Source organism: Enterobacter sp. SA187 (genome assembly GCF_001888805.2).
Lineage (GTDB): Bacteria > Pseudomonadota > Gammaproteobacteria > Enterobacterales > Enterobacteriaceae > Enterobacter_D.
Window position 1 is genome coordinate 615,998 of record NZ_CP019113.1, and the last position, 20,167, is coordinate 636,164.

A 20,167-nucleotide genomic window follows, 5' to 3' on the forward strand; every position below is an offset into this window, starting at 1 on the left:
GCTGGAAGCTTTCTGGGTGAGCAGTCTGCTCATCATATTTATGCACAAAATCATTCGGGCTGCATCAAGGCGGCAACTGAGTGAATCACAGGAGCATAGTCCACTATGTGACTGGGATGAACGAAGGCAGCCAACGATGAGGCGGTCCGAAGGATGAAGTGATATGCAGTAATTGAGATTCCCTCTTAAAGCAAGTCCTCAACACTTGTGTACCGATGCGAAAAGGAAAAAAAAGAGGGCGACACCCGAGGCCTTAAAGCCCCGTCGCCATGCTCTTTCTGCGCCTGTGCGCGTCGGTTAAGACGGACTCCCGTAGAGCCTGGGGAGGTTCACTGATATGTTGTACGATAAATCCCTTGAGAGGGATAACTGTGGTTTCGGCCTGATCGCCCACATAGAAGGCGAACCTAGCCACAAGGTAGTGCGTACCGCTATTCACGCACTGGCCCGAATGCAGCACCGTGGCGCGATCCTTGCCGATGGTAAAACCGGCGATGGCTGCGGTTTACTGTTGCAAAAACCCGACCGTTTCTTCCGCATCGTTGCCGAAGAGCGCGGCTGGCGGCTGGCCAAAAACTACGCCGTTGGCATGCTGTTCCTGAATCAGGATCCTGAAAAAGCTGCCGCCTCGCGCCGTATTGTAGAAGAAGAGCTGCAACAGGAAACCCTGTCGATTGTTGGCTGGCGCGACGTGCCCACCAATGAAGGGGTGCTCGGTGAAATCGCCCTCTCCTCGCTGCCACGTATTGAGCAGATCTTTGTCAACGCCCCTGCGGGCTGGCGTCCACGCGATATGGAGCGCCGCCTGTTTATCGCGCGCCGCCGCATTGAAAAGCGTCTGGTGGAAGATAAAGATTTCTACGTTTGTAGCCTGTCGAACCTGGTCAACATTTATAAAGGTCTGTGTATGCCGGCGGATCTGCCGCGCTTTTACCTGGACCTGGCGGACCTGCGCCTGGAATCAGCCATTTGCCTGTTCCACCAGCGCTTCTCCACCAACACCGTGCCGCGCTGGCCGCTGGCGCAGCCGTTCCGCTATCTGGCGCACAACGGTGAAATCAATACCATCACCGGTAACCGTCAGTGGGCGCGCGCGCGTACTTATAAGTTCCAGACGCCGCTGATCCCGGATCTGCACGATGCCGCGCCTTTCGTCAACGAAACCGGCTCTGATTCCAGCTCCATGGATAACATGCTGGAGCTGCTGCTTGCCGGTGGTATGGACATCGTGCGCGCCATGCGTCTGCTCGTGCCGCCAGCCTGGCAGAACAACCCGGACATGGATCCGGAGCTGCGCGCGTTCTTCGACTTTAACTCCATGCATATGGAGCCGTGGGATGGCCCGGCGGGCATTGTGATGTCCGACGGTCGTTTCGCCGCCTGTAACCTCGACCGTAACGGTCTGCGCCCGGCGCGCTACGTTATCACCAAAGATAAGCTGATCACCTGCGCCTCTGAAGTGGGCATCTGGGATTATCAGCCGGACGAGGTGGTGGAAAAAGGCCGCGTGGGGCCGGGCGAGCTGATGGTGATCGACACCCGCGGCGGCCGTATTCTGCACTCTGCGGAAACCGATGACGATCTGAAAAGCCGTCACCCCTACAAAGAGTGGATGGAGAAAAACGTCCGCCGTCTGGTGCCCTTTGAAGATCTGCCTGACGAAGAAGTCGGCAGCCGCGAAATGGGCGACGATCTGCTGGGCAGCTACCAGAAACAGTTTAACTACAGCGCGGAAGAGCTGGATTCCATCATCCGCGTGCTGGGTGAAAACGGCCAGGAAGCGGTCGGTTCAATGGGTGACGATACCCCCTTTGCCGTACTCTCCAGCCAGCCGCGCATCATTTACGATTACTTCCGCCAGCAGTTTGCGCAGGTGACCAACCCGCCAATCGATCCGCTGCGTGAAGCGCACGTGATGTCGCTGGCCACCAGCATTGGCCGCGAGATGAATGTCTTCTGTGAAGCAGAAGGCCAGGCGCACCGCCTGAGTTTCAAATCGCCGATCCTGCTGTACTCCGATTTCAAACAGCTCACCACCATGACGGAGCATCACTATCGCGCCGACACACTGGACATCACCTTTGACGTGAATGAAAGCACGCTTGAAGAGGTCGTCAAAGCGCTGTGTGATAAAGCCGAAGCCATGGTGCGCGACGGCACGGTGCTGCTGGTGCTCTCGGATCGCAACATCGCCAAAGATCGTCTGCCGGTACCGGCGCCGATGGCAGTGGGCGCGATCCAGACTCGCCTGGTGGAAAAAAATCTGCGCTGCGACGCCAACATCATTGTTGAAACCGCAAGCGCGCGCGACCCGCACCACTTCGCCGTACTGCTGGGCTTTGGCGCCACCGCTATCTATCCGTATCTCGCCTATGAAACCCTGGCGAAACTGATCGATACCCGCGCCATTGAGAAAAGCTACCGTACCGTGATGCTGAACTACCGTAACGGCATCAACAAAGGTCTGTACAAGATCATGTCCAAAATGGGCATCTCGACCATCGCCTCTTACCGCTGCTCGAAGCTGTTCGAAGCGGTCGGTCTGCATGACGATGTGGCGAACCTCTGCTTCCAGGGCGTGATCAGTCGTATCGGCGGCGCAAGCTTCAGCGACTTCCAGCAGGATCTGCTGAACCTGTCGAAGCGTGCCTGGCTGGCGCGTAAACCGCTGGATGCGGGCGGCCTGCTGAAATATGTGCACGGCGGTGAATACCACGCCTATAACCCGGACGTGGTGCGCACGCTGCAACAGGCGGTGCAAACCGGCGAGTACAGCGACTATCAGCAGTATGCGAAACTGGTTAACGAACGCCCGGCGGCGACGCTGCGCGATCTGCTGGCTATCAATCCGCCTGCCGACGCCGTCAGCATTGACGACGTGGAACCGGCGCAGGAACTGTTCAAACGCTTCGATACGGCAGCCATGTCCATCGGCGCGTTAAGCCCGGAAGCGCACGAGGCGCTGGCGGAAGCGATGAACAGCATCGGCGGCAATTCCAACTCCGGCGAAGGCGGTGAAGATCCGGCGCGCTACGGCACCAATAAAGTGTCGCGCATCAAACAGGTGGCTTCGGGACGCTTTGGCGTTACCCCGGCCTACCTGGTGAATGCGGATGTGATCCAGATTAAAGTGGCCCAGGGCGCGAAGCCTGGCGAAGGCGGTCAGTTACCGGGTGATAAAGTCACGCCGTACATCGCCAAACTGCGCTACTCCGTGCCTGGCGTAACGCTGATTTCGCCGCCGCCGCACCACGATATTTACTCCATTGAGGATCTGGCGCAGCTGATTTTTGACTTAAAACAGGTCAACCCGAAAGCGATGATTTCCGTGAAGCTGGTGTCTGAGCCGGGCGTGGGCACTATCGCCACCGGCGTGGCTAAAGCCTATGCGGATCTGATCACCATCGCCGGCTACGATGGCGGCACCGGCGCAAGCCCGCTCTCCTCCGTGAAATATGCGGGCTGTCCGTGGGAGCTGGGGCTGGTGGAAACCCAGCAGGCGCTGGTTGCCAACGGCTTACGCCATAAGATCCGCCTGCAGGTGGACGGCGGCCTGAAAACCGGCGTCGATATTATTAAAGCTGCCATTCTCGGCGCGGAAAGCTTCGGCTTTGGCACCGGCCCGATGGTCGCGCTCGGCTGTAAATACCTGCGTATTTGCCACCTGAACAACTGCGCTACCGGCGTGGCAACCCAGGATGACAAACTGCGTAAAAACCATTACCACGGTCTGCCGTTCAAAGTGACCAACTACTTTGAATTTATCGCCCGTGAAACCCGCGAGCTGATGGCGCAACTGGGCGTGAAACGTCTGGTGGATCTGATTGGCCGCACCGATCTGCTGATCGCGCTGGAAGGTTATACCGCTAAGCAGCAAAAGCTGGATCTGAGCAAACTGCTGGAAACCGCCGAGCCGCATCCTGGTAAAGCGCTGTACTGCACCGAGCACAACCCGCCGTTTGATAACGGCGTGCTGAACGCCCAGTTGCTGTCACAGGCAAAACCTTATGTGGATGAAGGCCAGAGCAAAACCTTCTGGTTCGATATTCGCAACACCGACCGCTCCGTTGGCGCGTCGCTGTCCGGTTATATCGCCCAGAAGCATGGCGATCAGGGACTGGCAGCCGATCCGATCAAAGCGCACTTCAGCGGTACCGCAGGCCAGAGCTTTGGCGTGTGGAACGCCGGCGGCGTGGAGCTGTATCTGACCGGCGATGCTAACGATTACGTGGGCAAAGGCATGGCGGGCGGTCTGCTGGCGGTACGTCCGCCGGTGGGTTCAGCTTTCCTCAGCCATAAGGCGAGCATTATCGGTAACACCTGTCTGTATGGCGCAACCGGCGGTCGCCTGTATGCCGCAGGCCGCGCGGGTGAACGTTTTGCTGTGCGTAACTCCGGTGCCATCACCGTGGTGGAAGGCATTGGCGATAACGGTTGTGAATATATGACCGGCGGTATTGTCTGCATTCTGGGTAAAACGGGCGTTAACTTCGGTGCCGGTATGACGGGCGGCTTCGCTTACGTACTGGATGAAGACGGCGAATTCCGTAAGCGTGTAAACCCGGAGCTGGTGGAAGTGCTGAGCGTCGATGATCTTGCCATCCATGAAGAGCATCTGCGCGGTTTGATCACCGAGCACGTGCAGCACACGGGCTCCTCACGCGGCGAAGAGATCCTGGCGAACTGGCCAGCATTCTCCACCAGATTCGCGCTGGTTAAACCGAAGTCCAGCGATGTTAAAGCACTGTTGGGTCACCGTAGTCGTTCCGCAGCTGAGCTGCGGGTGCAGGCGCAGTAAGGGGAAGCAATGAGTCAGAATGTCTATCAGTTTATTGACTTACAGCGCGTTGATCCGCCGAAAAAAGCGCTGAAGATCCGTAAAATAGAGTTTGTTGAAATTTACGAGCCGTTTTCAGAAGGCCAGGCCAAAGCACAGGCAGATCGCTGCCTGTCCTGCGGCAATCCCTACTGCGAGTGGAAATGCCCGGTTCATAACTACATTCCTAACTGGCTGAAGCTGGCCAACGAAGGGCGAATTTTTGAAGCGGCAGAATTGTCGCATCAGACTAACACCCTGCCGGAAGTGTGCGGTCGCGTGTGTCCACAGGATCGCCTGTGTGAAGGCTCCTGTACGCTTAACGACGAGTTTGGCGCGGTCACCATCGGCAACATTGAGCGCTATATCAATGATAAAGCGTTTGAAATGGGCTGGCGTCCGGACATGACCGGTGTACGTCAGACCGATAAGCGCGTGGCGATTATCGGCGCAGGCCCGGCAGGTCTGGCATGTGCCGACGTGCTGACCCGCAACGGCGTGAAAGCGGTGGTCTTTGACCGTCACCCGGAAATCGGCGGCCTGCTGACCTTCGGTATTCCGGCCTTCAAGCTGGAAAAAGAAGTCATGACCCGTCGCCGTGAAATTTTCACCGGCATGGGTATTGAATTCAAACTGAACGTGGAAGTGGGCCGCGACGTACAGCTTGAGGATTTGCTGAAAGATTATGATGCCGTGTTCCTGGGCGTCGGCACCTATCAGTCGATGCGCGGTGGGCTGGAGAATGAAGATGCGTCCGGCGTGTACGACGCGCTGCCGTTCCTTATCGCCAACACTAAACAGCTGATGGGCTTTGGTGAAACTACGGACGCGCCGTTCGTCAGCATGGAAGGTCGCCGCGTAGTGGTGCTGGGCGGCGGTGATACCGCCATGGACTGCGTACGTACGTCCATCCGCCAGGGCGCCACGCACGTTACCTGTGCTTATCGCCGTGATGAAGAGAACATGCCGGGTTCCCGTCGCGAAGTGAAAAACGCGCGTGAAGAAGGCGTGGAGTTCCAGTTCAACGTGCAGCCGCTGGGCATTGAAGTGAATGCCAACGGCAAAGTGAGCGGCGTGAAAATGGCGCGCACGGAGATGGGCGCGCCTGATGCCCATGGTCGCCGTCGTGCAGAGATCGTACCGGGCTCTGAACACGTGTTACCGGCCGATGCCGTAGTAATGGCGTTTGGTTTCCGTCCGCACAGCATGGAATGGCTGGCGAAACACAGCGTCGAGCTGGATTCGCAGGGCCGCATCATTGCGCCGGAAGGTAATGAAAATGCCTTCCAGACCAGCAATCCGAAAATCTTTGCCGGTGGCGACATCGTGCGTGGTTCGGATCTGGTGGTCACCGCCATCGCCGAAGGGCGTAAAGCGGCAGAAGGCATTATGAACTGGCTGGAAGTATAAGCTATAACCGTGGCGGTGTGTTAATACACTGCCACGGATATTCATTTCTGCGATCAATATATTTAGTTAATAATTGCCCCACCCCTCCTGTTAATAATTCCTGTTAGTACTTCCCTTTTAACCGCGATCCTTCCTTTTACGTCAATAATTACAATAGTTCACATTCACATATCTAATAAAACACTCTTAAAATTACGGTTATTTGTAACTATCGGCATAGCGACACAGTCGCAACCGTTTACTTAATGAAAGCTTAAGAATAGTATGCCCCGCTTATTTCATTTCTTACAACGGAAGTAATTATGTCGTATACACCGCATCAATTAAATTTGATTACCAAAACAATATTAAAATTAATGCCCACTATTGCTTTTTGTTCGTCTTCTGTGGCGTTTGCTGCAACAATCACCGCACCTGGGGTATTAGATGACACTGACACTTCTTATAATATCGAAAGTGAAACTTCTATTGATATTAATTTATCAACTAAGCCAACTTTAAATATTAATGATGGCTTTATTACTTCTGTTATCAATGAAGGCACTATCGAAAATAGCGCGGGCACCGCCATTGATATTAATAAAATGAAAGGTGAACTCACCAATAAAGGAATAATTGACGGCAATACTTACGCAATTAATATAATTAATGGCTCAAGCATCAACGTTAATAATTATGAAAAGGGAAAAATAAGCGGAACTGAAAATGCAATAGTTGCCAGCGATAATTTTGCCGCCGATAATAAAGGAATTATTAGCTCCACTAATGGAAGTGCAATTGAAATAACTAGCGGTTCAGCAACCATCATAAATAGCGCAGTAATCTCCAGTGAAAATGATGCGGGGATAGCGCTAAAAGGAAATGGTAGTTCTTCTATAAGTAATGCTGGAACAATTCATGGAAATCAGTACGCAATAAAGTTTGAATCTTCCGAACAAAATAGTCTTGTATTACAAAGTGGCTCTAACCTTGAAGGTGATGTTCTTAGTACAAAATCATTAAAGAATAAACTTATATTAGAAGGTTCTGGGACAGAAAATAGCAATTTTATTGGTTTTCATGAGGATGACGGATTCGCTTCACTCAATATGAGGGGCGAGGCGTGGACCTTGAGTGGTAACATTGATTTGCTTGGTAACGGATCTCAGAAAATTAATGACAAAGTCCTGCAGGTCACTACTGGCACCTTAACGCTGACCGGAACCATGAACAATGCTGGCGGCACCACTATTAATCAGGGTGCTACCTTACAACTAGGGGATGCTACGCACACTGCGGCCTTTACCTCTGATGCAGTTACCAATAACGGCAACCTGATAATTAACCAGAGCGGCGACTCCACCTTTAGCAGTGATATCAGCGGCCAGGGTAAACTTATTAAATCCGATGCCAGCACCCTGACGCTTGACGGTGTATTCAGTTACACCGGCGGCACTGAACTCAATGGCGGTACCACGCTGGTCGCCAAAGACAGCGCGCTGGGCACGGCCGCTGCGCCTGCCAGCGTCACCATCAACAATAGCGCCACCCTGGCCAGTGCCGGTACGGTAACGGGCGACGTGAATATTATGGCGGGCGGCACGCTGGCGGCCTGGAATGTGGCGACGACAGGTAATACCGCTTCCGCTACTGCGGATTCCATAAAGGGTAACGTCAGCAACAGCGGTTCGCTGATTATTGGCAGCGCAAACACCCAGCCAGGCCAGCGTTTTACCATCAATGGTGATTATGTTGGTAATGCCGGCAGCCAGCTAATAATGAATACCACCCTGGCGGATGACAACGCCGCGACGGACATGCTGACCATCACCGGTAATACCAGCGGTGAATCGAAAGTGGCGCTGACCAATATCGGCGGCCAGGGCGCGCAGACAATCAACGGCATTGAAATTATTGAGGTTGGGCAGACTTCCGATGCCGTATTCACTCTCTCATCCCGTGCCGTAGCGGGTGCCTGGGAATACGATCTTAAAAAGCGCGATGGAGACTGGTATCTGGTTTCGGAAAAAGAACCCGATCCAAATGACAACGGCGATGGTGACAACGGCGAAGGCGGCGATAACGGTAACGGCGGCGATAACGGCAACGGCGGCGATAACGGCGACGGCGGCGACAATGGCGACGGCGGCGATAACGGTAACGGCGGCGATAACGGCAACGGCGGCGACAACGGTAACGGCGGCGATAATGGCAACGGCGGCGATAACGGCAACGGTGGCGATAACGGCAACGGTGGTGATAACGGCAACGGCGATGAAGATAAATCCCCTGAAGTCATTCGTCCGGAAACCAGCGCTTATCTTGCTAACCAGAGCGCTGCACAGCAAATGTTCCTGCACAAGCTGGACGATCGCGAGCAGGTGCTGGCGCGTAATGAAGGCGAACAAAATGGCTGGATGTACGTCAAAGGCCGTTATAACGAAGGTACCGCAGCGGATGCGAAAGGCGGTTATGACACCACCACCACCGTCTTCCAGGTCGGCAGCGATCTCTATACCCGCACCTATGATGAAGGCGAACTGCATGCCGGCTTTATGCTTGGCGCAGGTCTGAGCGTCACGCATGCGGATGCCACTAATAACCGCAACTCCGCGAAGGGAAAAGTCAGCGGTTATAACGTCGGGCTGTATGCCACCTGGCAGCAGGATCCACAGTTACGTACCGGCAGCTATGTGGACAGCTGGGTGCAGGCTAACTGGTATGACGGCTACGTTCGTGGCGATGGCCTCGACTCTGAAGATTACAAGAGCAACGGCTATGCCGCCTCGCTGGAAATGGGCCACGCCTGGCTGGTTAGCGGTGAAGAAGATCGCAGCTGGAAGATCGAGCCTCAGGGCCAGATCATCTACAGCTATCTCGATCAGGACGATCATACCGAGGTTAACGGTACGCGCATTACGCAAAGCGACAAGGACAGCATTCTGACCCGTCTGGGCGTACGCGTCAGCAACCTCAATCAGAAAGCGCCGGGAGACTGGCAGCCGTGGACATCGGTTAACTGGCTTAACGGCGACGGCGCGACCGATTTGCAGTTTAACGGCGAAACGCTGAGTAACGATGTGCCGGAAGATCGCGCCCTGGTCGAGGTCGGGATCACCGGTAAGCTCAATGAAGCAATGACGCTCTCCGTACGCGCCACGGGCGAATGGGGCGAAAACAGCTACGACGCTTACGGCGGCCATATTCTCTGGAACTATCGCTGGTAATAAATGCGGGGGCGATATTTTTCGCCCCCGCATTTCAGCCAGTGGCTTCCTCGCAGGGAACTTTAATCACCGCTTTTTTTACCTCGCTCTCCCGCCCCATGGTGCAGCCAGGCTTATGCGGTTCACCGGGCATAAATACGGCAAACATCCCGGCGCGCAGGGTCAGCCTCTGCTGATTATCAATGTGCTGGCACAGCTGATAATCGTCTGCATCATGCCACTCTTCGCACTCGCGCGCACTGCCCGCAGCGCCGTAAAAAATCTGCTCTTCCCCGGTAAGCACCACCTGCACATCCACATACTGCCGGTGGAGTTCCGCCTTTTTTGTGTCCGGCAACTGCGTGCTGTAATGCATCACGTTCATAAAGCACGCCGCACCGGCGAGTTCGTGCCGTCCGGGGGATAGCTGCTCCGGCGCTAATGCCAGCGCCTGGCGCAGCGCATCCAGCAATCCGGCGGGTAAACCGGCCGCTTCCGGCTGGTGAATATCTCCGTAAATCATGCTTTTCTCCCGTTAGCCCACCAGGCCGCGCCGAGCAGTCCGGCGTCGTGCTGATAATGCGCAGTCAGTAATTCGGTATGGTACATCGCCGGTTCGCGTAACAGCGCCGTCCGCACACGGGCAAGATAGCCGGGTGCCAGACCAATGCTGCCGCCGAGCACCACGCACTGACAGTCGGTGGCGGCCTTCACATCGGCGATCAGGCGTGCCAGCGCGGTTGCCGATCTGTTCACCAGCGTACTGGCTCCCGCATGCCCCTGCTCGCTCAGGGCAAACAGGGTTTTCGCGTCACAGCCAGCCAGTTCGCCCTCTGCCGCCGCCGCGATGCCGCGTCCGGAGGCGATGGCCTCCACGCAGCCGGTACGTCCACAGCCACAGCGCGGCCCGAGCGGATCGGCGAGCGTATGGCCGAAATGGCCCGCCAGCCCGCCCTGTCCGGTGACCAGCCTGCCATCACGCACCAGGCCGCCGCCGACGCCTGTCGAGATGGTCAGAAACACCATGTCACGCACACGAGCTGCCAGCGGCTGATATTCTGCCCATGCTGCCGCCTGTGCATCATTTAGCGCCACTCCCGGCAAGCCGGTGATGCTCGCGACGCAGGCCACCAGCGGAAAATGCGCCAGTCCGCCAAGGTTTTCCGGGTTAATGGCCGTCAGTACGCCATCCTGAATGATACCGGTGGAGGCAATGGCGAAGCGCTGCGCACGCGGGTAGAGCGGCGTCAGCAGATCGCGCAGGGCGGCCTCCAGCGCATCAGGCGTGCGGCTGGCGGGTGTCGGCAGGGTGGCGCGGCAGGATAATCGCCCGTGTGCGTCCACCAGCGCAGCGGCAAGTTTGGTGCCGCCGATGTCGATAGCCAGAGTGATCATTTCGCCGCCCGCTTTGTTTTCAGTAAGTCGCTTTTGTCCGCGTTATGCGTCACTGCGCCGCTAAAGGGTTTGCCATCGATGGCGTCATGGGTGCGCAGCGCTTCCGGCCGCAACCAGCGCTGTACGCGGGACGGCATATCAAGACCAATCAGCAGGATCACCACAAAGGTCAGGCTGAAAGAGAGCGATCCCAGCGCGGTGCCCAGCTCCATTTTCTGTGCGAAGAGTGCGCCGATAATCGGCGCCAGCGCGCCGCCCAGCGCCCCCACGTTATAAGTGAAGCCCAGCCCCGCCGCCCGTTGATCGGTATCGAAATAGCCGCCGATCAGCTTAGGTAAGATCCCGGAGATCCCCTGCCCCAGCATCTGCTGGAAGAAGAGTAAAAAGCCCAGCACCCAGACATTGGCGCCGCCAATAGCGAATACCGGGATGATCAATAACTGCGAGGCCAGCAGGCTGTAAACATAGGCTTTGCGCGTGCCCAGCCAGTCGCCGAGAAAGCCCCCCACGCAGCAGCCCACCGCCGCGCCAAAGCCACTGAAGAACAGCACCCGCGCCACGGTGGAGGGATCGTAAGCCAGTTCGGTTTTCAGGTACGTCGGCAGCAGCGCCTGAATGGGCCATGAATAGAGGAAGGCAAACAGCACCACCACCATCAGCATCACGCCCGTCGGCCACCGTTTGCCGCTGCTTTGCACCATAAAGCTGATAAAGATCGCCGCGCACAGCAGACCAAAGGCAATCACCAGCGCGGCGTTTTTCATTTGCGCGGCAAAGCAGTACCAGAGCGCGCTGGCGGCGGCTATTGTCATCAGGATATTCAGAATGCGCAGTTTGCCGCGGTAGAGAATGTCAACCATAGTACGCACCGGCGCTTTACCGGCATGTTTTTGCTGCCAGTCTTCCGCTTCCGGAATATTTTTACGCAGCCAGAGCGCGAAAACGATCGGCACGATGCCGATAAAGAACAGCGCCCGCCAGCCCCATACCGGCACCACCAGGCTGTAAACCTGAGCGGCGATCACCGCGCCCACGGAAAAACCGGAGATCAAAAAGCCGCTGGCTTTATTGCGCAGTTGCTTCGGCCAGCTTTCAATCACGTAGGTGGCGCTGGAGCCGTATTCACCCGCCATCCCCATGCCGATCACCAGACGGGCGATAAACATGGTGGTGTAGCCCGGCGCGAAACCGCAGGCCAGGGTACCGACAGAAAACAAAATGATGCTGGTGACCATGGCGAGGCGGCGACCGTAGCGGTCCCCCATCGCCCCCAGCATCAGCCCGCCGAACCAGCGGGAAATAAAGGCGGCGGAAATCAGGCTGGCTGCCTGAACGGTGGTCAGGCCGAATTCGCCCTGGATCTCGGTTAATACCAGCGCGATTAATACAAAATCAAAACCATCCAGCAGATAGCCAAGCCAGGCGGCGCTGAACGCCCGCCACTGGCTGCGATTAAGATGGCGATACCACGGGATGCTCTGGGCAGGCATTGTCATAACATTCTCCCGACGCTCGGTCTGTTTTTCATGGCCGGGCCGACCTGTTGCCGCCCGGCATCAGGTTAGCACTTCTCAGCAAGCAGCCGATCCGCCAGCGCTTTCAGTTCTGGCAGGTATTGTTCATCAACCGGGCCGAAGGGTTTACGGCACAGCGGCACCGTCAGCACGTCCATGTAGTGCAGGATAGTTTTCAGGCCGCGGAAAACCCCCACTTTGATCAGCAGATCGATCGCTTTATTACACTCGGTCTGCAAACGTTGCGCGGTGGCGATATCCCCTTCCGCCAGCGCGCGCACAATCCCCATATAGCGCCAGCCCATAATGTTATAGGTGCTGCCAATACCGCCATTCGCGCCCGCCAGCAGACCGGAAGCGAAGATCTCGTCATAGCCGTTATAAAGCACCAGATCCGGGTGCGCGCGGTGGATCTGCTCCATCTGAAAAAGATCGCCCGAGGTTTGTTTCAGCGCGCCGACGCCCGGCAGCGTGACCAGGGTACTGATTTGATCGAGCGACAGCTTCACGCCGCTCAGCGCCGGGATGTTGTAAACCACCATCGGCAGACCGTCGGCAGCATCAATGGCCGCCCGGTAATGGTCACAGTGCTCGGCAAAGCTGAAAGGATAATAGAAGGGCGTAACGGCGGAGACGGCGTCAAACCCGTAACGGCTGGCAGCTGTCGCCAGCTGTTGCGTTTCCCGCGTGCTGACGGTGCCGACATGGGCAATCAGCGTGATTTTGCCTTTCGCTTCTTCGGCCACGATCTCCAGCACTTCTTCACGTTCTTTAATGCTCTGGACAAAGGCTTCGCCGGTGGATCCGCCGACGTACAGCCCATCAATGCCCTGACTGATATTGAAACGCACCAGACGGCGCAGGCTTTCGGTATCCAGATTTTCGCTGGCGTCGAAGGGGGTTAACAGGGCGGGCATAACGCCTTTTAACTGAACAGACATGAACTTCTCCTGATGGGTTATCATTGCCTGACTATATACCTTTATACCTATTATACCAGCACACAAAATCGACATTTTGTCCCCAAATGCAGGGAATGGGATCTGCCTCACTAAACGATCGTTTGAGGATCGTTAAGGCAATGCGGGATCAGGCGCGGGATTTTTTCTTTTTGTCGAAGGCGTGCCAGGTGGCGAAAACGCTGTTCAGATGGGTATGCAGGGCGCGATCGGCAGCATCCGGATCGCGCTGGCGGATGGCGTTGACGATCTCAATATGCTGCTGATAACTGACGTTATTGTGCTGATGCAGCTCTTTTTCCGGTACGGCCGGACGCGCGGCGATCAGCCAGTCAAGCAGGGAGAGATGAATGGCGTTGAAAATAGGGTTGCCGGGAATTTGCGCCAGCACGCGGTGAAACTCGACGTCGGAGCGGATAAAAAGCGCGTTGTCGTCCAGCGTCTGGCTGTTCCATTCCAGCGCTTTACTGAGCTGTTCAATCTGCGCGTCGGTGGCGTGCTCGGCGGCGTAACGCACCAGGCTTGATTCAAAGAACAAACGCAGCTGTTCAAAATGGGCGATACCGCCGGGGCGCGAGAGAAAGTCTTTCGCCATGCCGGAGAGTTCGCTGACGATGGTATCGGCTGAGGGGCGTGATACGCGCGCCCGTTCGCCATTGCTGATCTGCACCAGGCCTTTGCGTTTCAGCGCGGCCAGCGCCTCGCGTACCGACGGGCGGCCAACGTTGAACAGCGCCATCAGTTCACGTTCAGACGGCAGCTGTTCACCCTCAGCCACTTCACGGCGGCGGATCATCTGCTCCAGCTCTTCTTCCACCATCTCTGAGAGCTTTTTACGCGCCAGCGGACGACGACGCAGCGTGCGCGCGACCTTTTCAGCAGGGTTGTCGGAGTCAGGATCAAATGCGTTCATAGCGCCCGGATAAGTAGTGTGTGACAGCAAGCTCATCATAACACAGGAATATCAGGCTGGCGCACCTGGTGCGGGATGGCGTTACCAAAGGCAAAAAAAACAGGCCCGTCGGGGCCTGTCAGTTTATTTCACAACGCGTAATGCCGGACGGCCACCGCGCGGCGGCGGATCGTCATCAGGATCGTTGTCATCACTGTTATCGGGCTTGTCGCCGTCGATAACGGACATGACAGTTTCACCCTCAGGCGTGGTAGTCTCGTCATCGTCATTGAGAGAAATGGCGTCGCCGTCATACGCCGCTTCCGGCTCAAACATGGTGCCTGCGCCGTTTTCACGGGCATAAATTGCCAGTACGGCAGCCAGCGGGACGTACACCTGGCGCGGCACCCCGCCGAAACGCGCGTTAAAACGCACTTCGTCGTTAGCCAGCTCCAGATTACCGACAGCACGCGGCGCGATATTCAACACAATCTGCCCGTCACGAGCATATTCCATTGGCACACGCACGCCTTCCAGGGTCACATCTACCACCAGATGCGGCGTGAGCTGGTTATCCAGCAACCATTCATAGAATGCGCGCAGCAGATACGGACGGCGTGGAGACAGTTGTGACATTTCCATGCTTATTAACCCCGGCCAAGGCGCATTTCGCGTTCGGCTTCTGTCAGTGAAGCGAGGAAGGAATCGCGTTCAAAGACGCGCGTCATGTAGCCTTTCAGCTCTTTAGCCCCTGCGCCGCTGAGTTCGATCCCCAGCTGCGGCAGACGCCATAACAGCGGCGCCAGATAGCAATCGACCAGGCTGAATTCATCGCTCAGGAAGTAAGGCTTCTGTCCAAATACCGGCGCGATAGCCAGCAGCTCTTCACGCAGTTGTTTACGGGCGGTATCCGCCTGAGCACCGGTGCTGTTCACGACAACGTTCATCAGCGAGTACCAGTCTTTTTCGATACGCTGCATGTACAGGCGGCTTTCACCACGCGCAACCGGGTATACCGGCATCAGCGGCGGATGCGGAAAACGCTCATCCAGATATTCCATAATGATGCGAGATTCCCACAGGGTCAGCTCGCGATCTACAAGTGTCGGTACGCTTTGATTCGGGTTGAGGTCAATCAGATCCTGAGGCGGATGATCCTTCTCCACATGCTCAATTTCAAAACTAACACCTTTCTCGGCCAGCACGATGCGGACTTGGTGGCTATAGATGTCAGTAGGACCAGAAAACAGCGTCATTACCGAACGTTTGTTGGCAGCGACAGCCATGAAAACCTCCAGGTATATTCAGAATATTACTGCTGCAAACCACAACGTGGCTCGCCAGATGTAAGTAATCTATCCACCCGGGTACATTTCATTGTTCAATATTTAAACAAAAAATGAACTATCCCCGGCATTTGGGCACAAAATTGGATGATAGTTTACCAGATTTTGCGGGCTTTGTGGTGAGGGTATTGCGCAATTGCTCAAAAAGAGGCAGGAATCAAGCTATTACAGTGGATAACTAAATTTTCAGGCATAAAAAAACCCGCCGGAGCGGGTTTTTTCGCCAACTGTATTCTGCCTGAGCAGAAACAGATTAACGTTTGGAGAACTGAGGACGACGACGTGCTTTACGCAGACCGACTTTCTTACGTTCAACCTGACGAGCATCACGAGTAACGAAGCCAGCTTTACGCAGTTCGCCACGCAGGGACTCATCGTACTCCATCAGAGCGCGGGTGATACCGTGACGGATCGCACCAGCCTGACCAGAGATACCACCACCTTTAACAGTGATGTACAGATCCAGTTTCTCAACCATGTCGACCAGTTCCAGCGGCTGACGAACTACCATGCGGGCAGTTTCACGACCGAAGTACTGTTCCAGAGAACGTTGGTTGATAACGATTTTGCCACTGCCCGGTTTGATGAAAACGCGAGCTGCGGAACTTTTGCGGCGACCAGTGCCGTAGTATTGATTTTCAGCCATTGCCATAATCCCGATTAGATGTCCAGAACTTGCGGTTGCTGTGCCGCGTGGTTGTGCTCGTTACCCGCGTAAACTTTCAGTTTACGGTACATAGCACGACCCAGCGGGCCTTTTGGCAGCATGCCTTTAACCGCGATTTCAATCACACGCTCAGGACGGCGGGCAATCATCTCTTCAAAGGTCGCTTCTTTGATACCACCGATGTGGCCGGTGTGATGGTAGTACATTTTGTCAGTACGCTTGTTACCGGTTACGGCAACTTTTTCTGCGTTCAGAACGATAATGTAATCACCAGTATCTACGTGCGGAGTGTATTCCGCTTTATGCTTACCGCGCAGGCGACGAGCCAGTTCGGTAGCCAGACGGCCCAGAGTTTTACCGGTCGCGTCAACAACATACCAGTCGCGTTTTACGGTTTCTGGTTTAGCTGTAAAAGTTTTCATTAAAAGCTTACCCAATAAATAGTTACACGTTGGTGAACACCCAAACGTTTAGTCAGTTGAGGTTCACACGACATTGTCCAGCAAACCTACCCCTTCGAATAGCCTATGCCGGCACACAAAAGTTTTGGGAAAAAAACTTTCTCGTAACGTGGGGTCGCAAGATTATAGGGAAGTCGGGTACAAAGATCGACCCCTTTTTGTGATTGCGACGATACTTTTCCCCGCGCCGTGCCTGGGGAGGCGATTATGCCAGATGCTCGCGCTTCAGATACTCCTCGCTTTGCATCTCCTGTAAGCGGGACAAGCAGCGCTGGAATTCAAATTTTACCCGCTCACCCTGATAAATCTCATGCAACGGGGCTTGCGCGCTGACCACCAGCTTCACGTGCCGCTCGTAGAATTCATCCACCAGCGCGATAAAGCGCCGCGCTTCGTTCTCCATCAGCGGCGTCATCACCGGCACGTCGTAGAGCATCACCGTGTGATACAGACGCGATAGCGCAATATAGTCGTGCTGACTGCGCGCCTCGACGCACAGCGTAGTGAAGGAAACTGCCAGCGTCTGATTTTCCGCCCCCAGGGTTTGCAGCGGGCGATGATTGATCTCAAGCGCTGGCCGCTGCTCGCGCGGCGCGCCTGCCAGCGCCAGCCACAGCGTTTCCATCTGCTGCGCCGTCTCGTCATTTAAGGGTGACAGCCACAGATGCGCCTGCGTCAGGGTGCGCAGACGGTAATCGACGCCCGCGTCCACGTTCATCACGTCACAGTTTGCCTTGATAGCCTCAATCGCCGGCAGGAAGCGCGCGCGTTGCAGGCCGTTGCGGTAAAGCTCATCCGGTGGAATGTTAGAGGTCGCCACCAGCGTGATGCCGCGCGAGAACAGCGCTTTCATCAGGCCGCCAAGCAGCATGGCGTCGGTTATGTCCGACACAAAAAACTCGTCAAAGCAGAGCACGTCGGTTTCGGCTTTAAAGCGATCGGCGATGATTTCCAGCGGATCGCTCTCTCCCTGTAACGCCGTCAGCTCTTCATGAACGCGCAGCATAAAGCGGTGAAAGTGCAGACGCTGTTTACGTGTGCCAGGCAAAGTCTGAAAAAACAGATCCATCAGCCAGGTTTTGCCGCGCCCGACGCCGCCCCACATATATAAGCCGCGTACGGGAGGGGTTGTCGATTCTTCTTTCTTACCGAGCAGTTTGCCGAAGGCCGCCATCAGGCCGCCGCGTGGCGCAGGCGTAGTGTGGGTTTGCGTGAGTTGCTGCCAGATAGCGTCCAGCCGGTTAACCGCCGCGCGCTGCACCTCGTCTGGCTGATGCGTACCCGCATCCAGGGCTTGCTGGTATCGCGATGTGGGGGTAATACTTTGCATGATGTTATTGTTATTCCTTGAGTATCGGTATGCCGTAATTCACGGTTGACGAAAAAAAGGCCGTTCCACACTACGCGATGCAGCCTCAGGATTCCACTTATACGGAATTAGCGGTTATAGTGGCATAATCAGGCACAGGCGAGGAGCCTCCCTGCCAACACCCTACGGAATCACAAGACAACGGGAGATGTTCATGACCTGGGAATATGCGCTAATTGGTTTAGTCGTCGGCATCGTAATTGGTGCTGTAGCCATGCGTTTCGGTAATCGCAAGTTACGCAACCAGCAGGCCCTGCAATACGAGCTGGAAAAAAATAAGGCCGAGCTGGAAGAGTACCGTGAGGAGTTAGTCGGACATTTCGCCCACAGCGCCGAGCTGCTCGATAACATGGCCCATGATTATCGCCAGCTGTACCAGCACATGGCGAAAAGCTCCAGCCAGTTGCTGCCGGAAATGTCCGCCGAGATGAATCCGTTCCGCAATCGCCTTGCTGAATCGGAAGCGGGTAACGATCAGGCTCCGGTACAGATGCCGCGCGACTACTCAGAAGGTGCGTCAGGCCTGCTGCGCGGCGCGAAGAAACGCGATTAAACGACTGTTAAGCCAGAATTTTTACGGGCGCGCAGGTTGCGCCCGCCTCTTCTTTCCCATCACAGCTATTATTTAGTCATTGTCCTCATTGTTACCCGTGCAAAATTTCAATAACATCCCTCTGTTTTGGGGCGTTTTTCCTTACACTTCAGGTTACGAGAGCCAGCATCAATGAAGAAAAAAAACCAGCTATTGAGTGCGTTAGCGTTAGGTGTTGGATTAGCGCTTGCCGCGCCGTTACAGACGATGGCGGCCTTGCCGTCACAGGTTCCGGGTCAGGCCGCGATCCCAAGCCTCGCGCCGATGCTGGAAAAAGTGTTGCCTGCGGTAGTCAGCGTGCAGGTGGAAGGCACCGCGGTGCAGCAAAATCCCAAAGTGCCGGAAGAACTGAAGAAATTCTTTGGTGAGGACGCGCCGGATCAGCAAGCCCAGCCGTTTGAAGGCCTCGGCTCCGGGGTGATTATCGATGCCGCCAAAGGTTATGTGCTGACCAATAATCATGTCATCAACCAGGCGCAGAAAATTAATGTGCAGCTGAATGATGGCCGTGAATTTGAAGCCAAACTGATTGGCGGCGATGACCAGAGCGACATTGCCCTGCTGCAACTGCAAAATGCCACCAATCTGACGCAAATCGCCGTCGCTGATTCCGACAGCCTGCGGGTGGGCGATTTCGCCGTCGCCGTGGGTAACCCTTTTGGCCTCGGCCAGACCGCCACTTCAGGCATTGTTTCAGCGCTCGGGCGTAGCGGGCTGAATCTTGAAGGGCTGGAAAACTTCATTCAGACCGACGCCTCCATCAACCGCGGCAACTCCGGCGGCGCGCTGTTAAACCTGAACGGCGAGCTGATCGGCATTAACACCGCCATTCTTGCCCCCAGCGGCGGTAGCGTCGGGATCGGTTTCGCCATTCCCAGCAACATGGCGCAAACGCTGGCCAAACAGCTGATCCAGTTCGGTGAAATCAAGCGCGGACTGCTGGGCATTAAAGGCATGGAAATGAGCGCGGATATTGCCAAAGCCTTTAACCTCAACGTGCAGCGAGGCGCGTTCGTCAGCGAAGTGCTGCCCAATTCCGGCTCGGCCAAAGCGGGGATCAAATCCGGCGATGTGATTGTCAGCCTCAACGGAAAACCGCTGAACAGCTTTGCGGAGCTGCGCTCCCGCATCGCCACCACCGAGCCGGGCTCGAAAGTGAAGCTGGGCCTGTTGCGCGACGGTAAACCGCAGGACGTGGAAGTTACGCTGGATAAAAGCACCTCATCTTCAGCGAGCGCGGAAATGATCGCCCCGGCGTTGCAGGGCGCGACCTTAAACGACGGCCAGCTGAAAGACGGTACCAAAGGGATCACCATCTCTGAAGTGGAAAAGAGCAGTCCTGCCGCCCAGGCCGGCCTGCATAAAGATGATGTGATTATTGGCGTCAACCGGGACCGCGTGCAGACGATAGCGGAAATGCGCAAGGTGCTGGAAGCGAAACCGAATATCATCGCCCTGCACGTGGTACGCGGTAACGATACGCTTTATTTATTATTACGTTAGTTATTTGTGGTTCCGGACATCATCCCCACGTGTGATGTCCGGATAACTCATGCTATGC

The 20,167-nt window shown here is 55.7% G+C and carries 15 protein-coding genes; 5 read left to right on the forward strand and 10 right to left on the reverse strand.

The features are described from left to right. Positions 1-337: 337 nt before the first annotated feature. From gltB to BMF08_RS03075, 3 genes are all read left to right on the forward strand, one after another. Positions 338-4,798, forward strand: a complete 4,461-nt coding sequence (gene gltB, locus BMF08_RS03065; RefSeq protein ID WP_072569555.1) for a glutamate synthase large subunit — start codon at positions 338-340, stop codon at positions 4,796-4,798. Positions 4,799-4,807: 9 nt separating this feature from the next. Then, positions 4,808-6,226, forward strand: coding sequence for a glutamate synthase subunit GltD (gltD, locus tag BMF08_RS03070; RefSeq protein ID WP_072569554.1), 1,419 nt, complete (start codon positions 4,808-4,810; stop codon positions 6,224-6,226). Positions 6,227-7,335: 1,109 nt separating this feature from the next. Beyond that, positions 7,336-9,432 carry an autotransporter family protein gene (locus tag BMF08_RS03075; RefSeq protein WP_234007208.1) on the forward strand — a complete coding sequence of 699 codons (2,097 nt, stop codon included), beginning with the start codon at positions 7,336-7,338 and terminating at the stop codon, positions 9,430-9,432. A 34-nt stretch (positions 9,433-9,466) separates the two neighbouring features. Here the strand turns inward: BMF08_RS03075 and nanQ are convergent, their stop codons facing one another. The 10 genes from nanQ to zapE all read right to left on the reverse strand — a co-directional run bounded on the left by nanQ (position 9,467) and on the right by zapE (position 17,975). Beyond that, positions 9,467-9,934, reverse strand: a complete 468-nt coding sequence (nanQ, locus tag BMF08_RS03080) for an N-acetylneuraminate anomerase (RefSeq protein ID WP_072569553.1) — start codon at positions 9,932-9,934, stop codon at positions 9,467-9,469. Next, positions 9,931-10,806 (reverse strand): N-acetylmannosamine kinase, encoded by an 876-nt coding sequence (nanK, locus tag BMF08_RS03085; protein ID WP_072569552.1) that lies wholly within the window; start codon positions 10,804-10,806, stop codon positions 9,931-9,933. Before nanK ends, nanQ begins: the two co-directional genes overlap by 4 nt. Beyond that, positions 10,803-12,302 (reverse strand): MFS transporter, encoded by a 1,500-nt coding sequence (locus BMF08_RS03090; RefSeq protein WP_072569551.1) that lies wholly within the window; start codon positions 12,300-12,302, stop codon positions 10,803-10,805. Before BMF08_RS03090 ends, nanK begins: the two co-directional genes overlap by 4 nt. 65 nt (positions 12,303-12,367) lie before the next feature. Further along, positions 12,368-13,261, reverse strand: a complete 894-nt coding sequence (gene nanA, locus BMF08_RS03095; protein WP_072569550.1) for an N-acetylneuraminate lyase — start codon at positions 13,259-13,261, stop codon at positions 12,368-12,370. Positions 13,262-13,409: 148 nt separating this feature from the next. Further along, positions 13,410-14,192: a transcriptional regulator NanR gene (gene nanR, locus BMF08_RS03100; RefSeq protein ID WP_072570128.1), complete on the reverse strand. Its 783-nt coding sequence runs from the start codon at positions 14,190-14,192 to the stop codon at positions 13,410-13,412. A gap of 123 nt (positions 14,193-14,315) precedes the next feature. Beyond that, positions 14,316-14,813: a ClpXP protease specificity-enhancing factor gene (gene sspB / locus BMF08_RS03105; RefSeq protein ID WP_072569549.1), complete on the reverse strand. Its 498-nt coding sequence runs from the start codon at positions 14,811-14,813 to the stop codon at positions 14,316-14,318. A 5-nt stretch (positions 14,814-14,818) separates the two neighbouring features. Then, positions 14,819-15,457, reverse strand: coding sequence for a stringent starvation protein SspA (sspA, locus tag BMF08_RS03110; protein ID WP_072569548.1), 639 nt, complete (start codon positions 15,455-15,457; stop codon positions 14,819-14,821). A 313-nt stretch (positions 15,458-15,770) separates the two neighbouring features. Then, a complete protein-coding gene (rpsI, locus tag BMF08_RS03120; RefSeq protein WP_003025138.1) occupies positions 15,771-16,163 on the reverse strand; it encodes a 30S ribosomal protein S9 in 393 nt (130 codons plus the stop codon). Between the two features lie 14 nt (positions 16,164-16,177). Beyond that, positions 16,178-16,606 (reverse strand): 50S ribosomal protein L13, encoded by a 429-nt coding sequence (gene rplM / locus BMF08_RS03125; RefSeq protein WP_017374839.1) that lies wholly within the window; start codon positions 16,604-16,606, stop codon positions 16,178-16,180. A gap of 244 nt (positions 16,607-16,850) precedes the next feature. Beyond that, a complete protein-coding gene (gene zapE / locus BMF08_RS03135; protein WP_072569547.1) occupies positions 16,851-17,975 on the reverse strand; it encodes a cell division protein ZapE in 1,125 nt (374 codons plus the stop codon). Between the two features lie 193 nt (positions 17,976-18,168). Between zapE and zapG the strand changes: the two genes are divergently transcribed. Both zapG and degQ read left to right on the forward strand, forming a co-directional pair. Next, the gene (zapG, locus tag BMF08_RS03140) at positions 18,169-18,567 is read left to right on the forward strand and encodes a Z-ring associated protein ZapG (RefSeq protein WP_072570127.1); all 399 of its coding nucleotides are present in this window, start codon (positions 18,169-18,171) and stop codon (positions 18,565-18,567) included. A 171-nt stretch (positions 18,568-18,738) separates the two neighbouring features. After that, positions 18,739-20,109: a serine endoprotease DegQ gene (gene degQ, locus BMF08_RS03145; protein ID WP_072569546.1), complete on the forward strand. Its 1,371-nt coding sequence runs from the start codon at positions 18,739-18,741 to the stop codon at positions 20,107-20,109. Positions 20,110-20,167 lie beyond the last annotated feature (58 nt).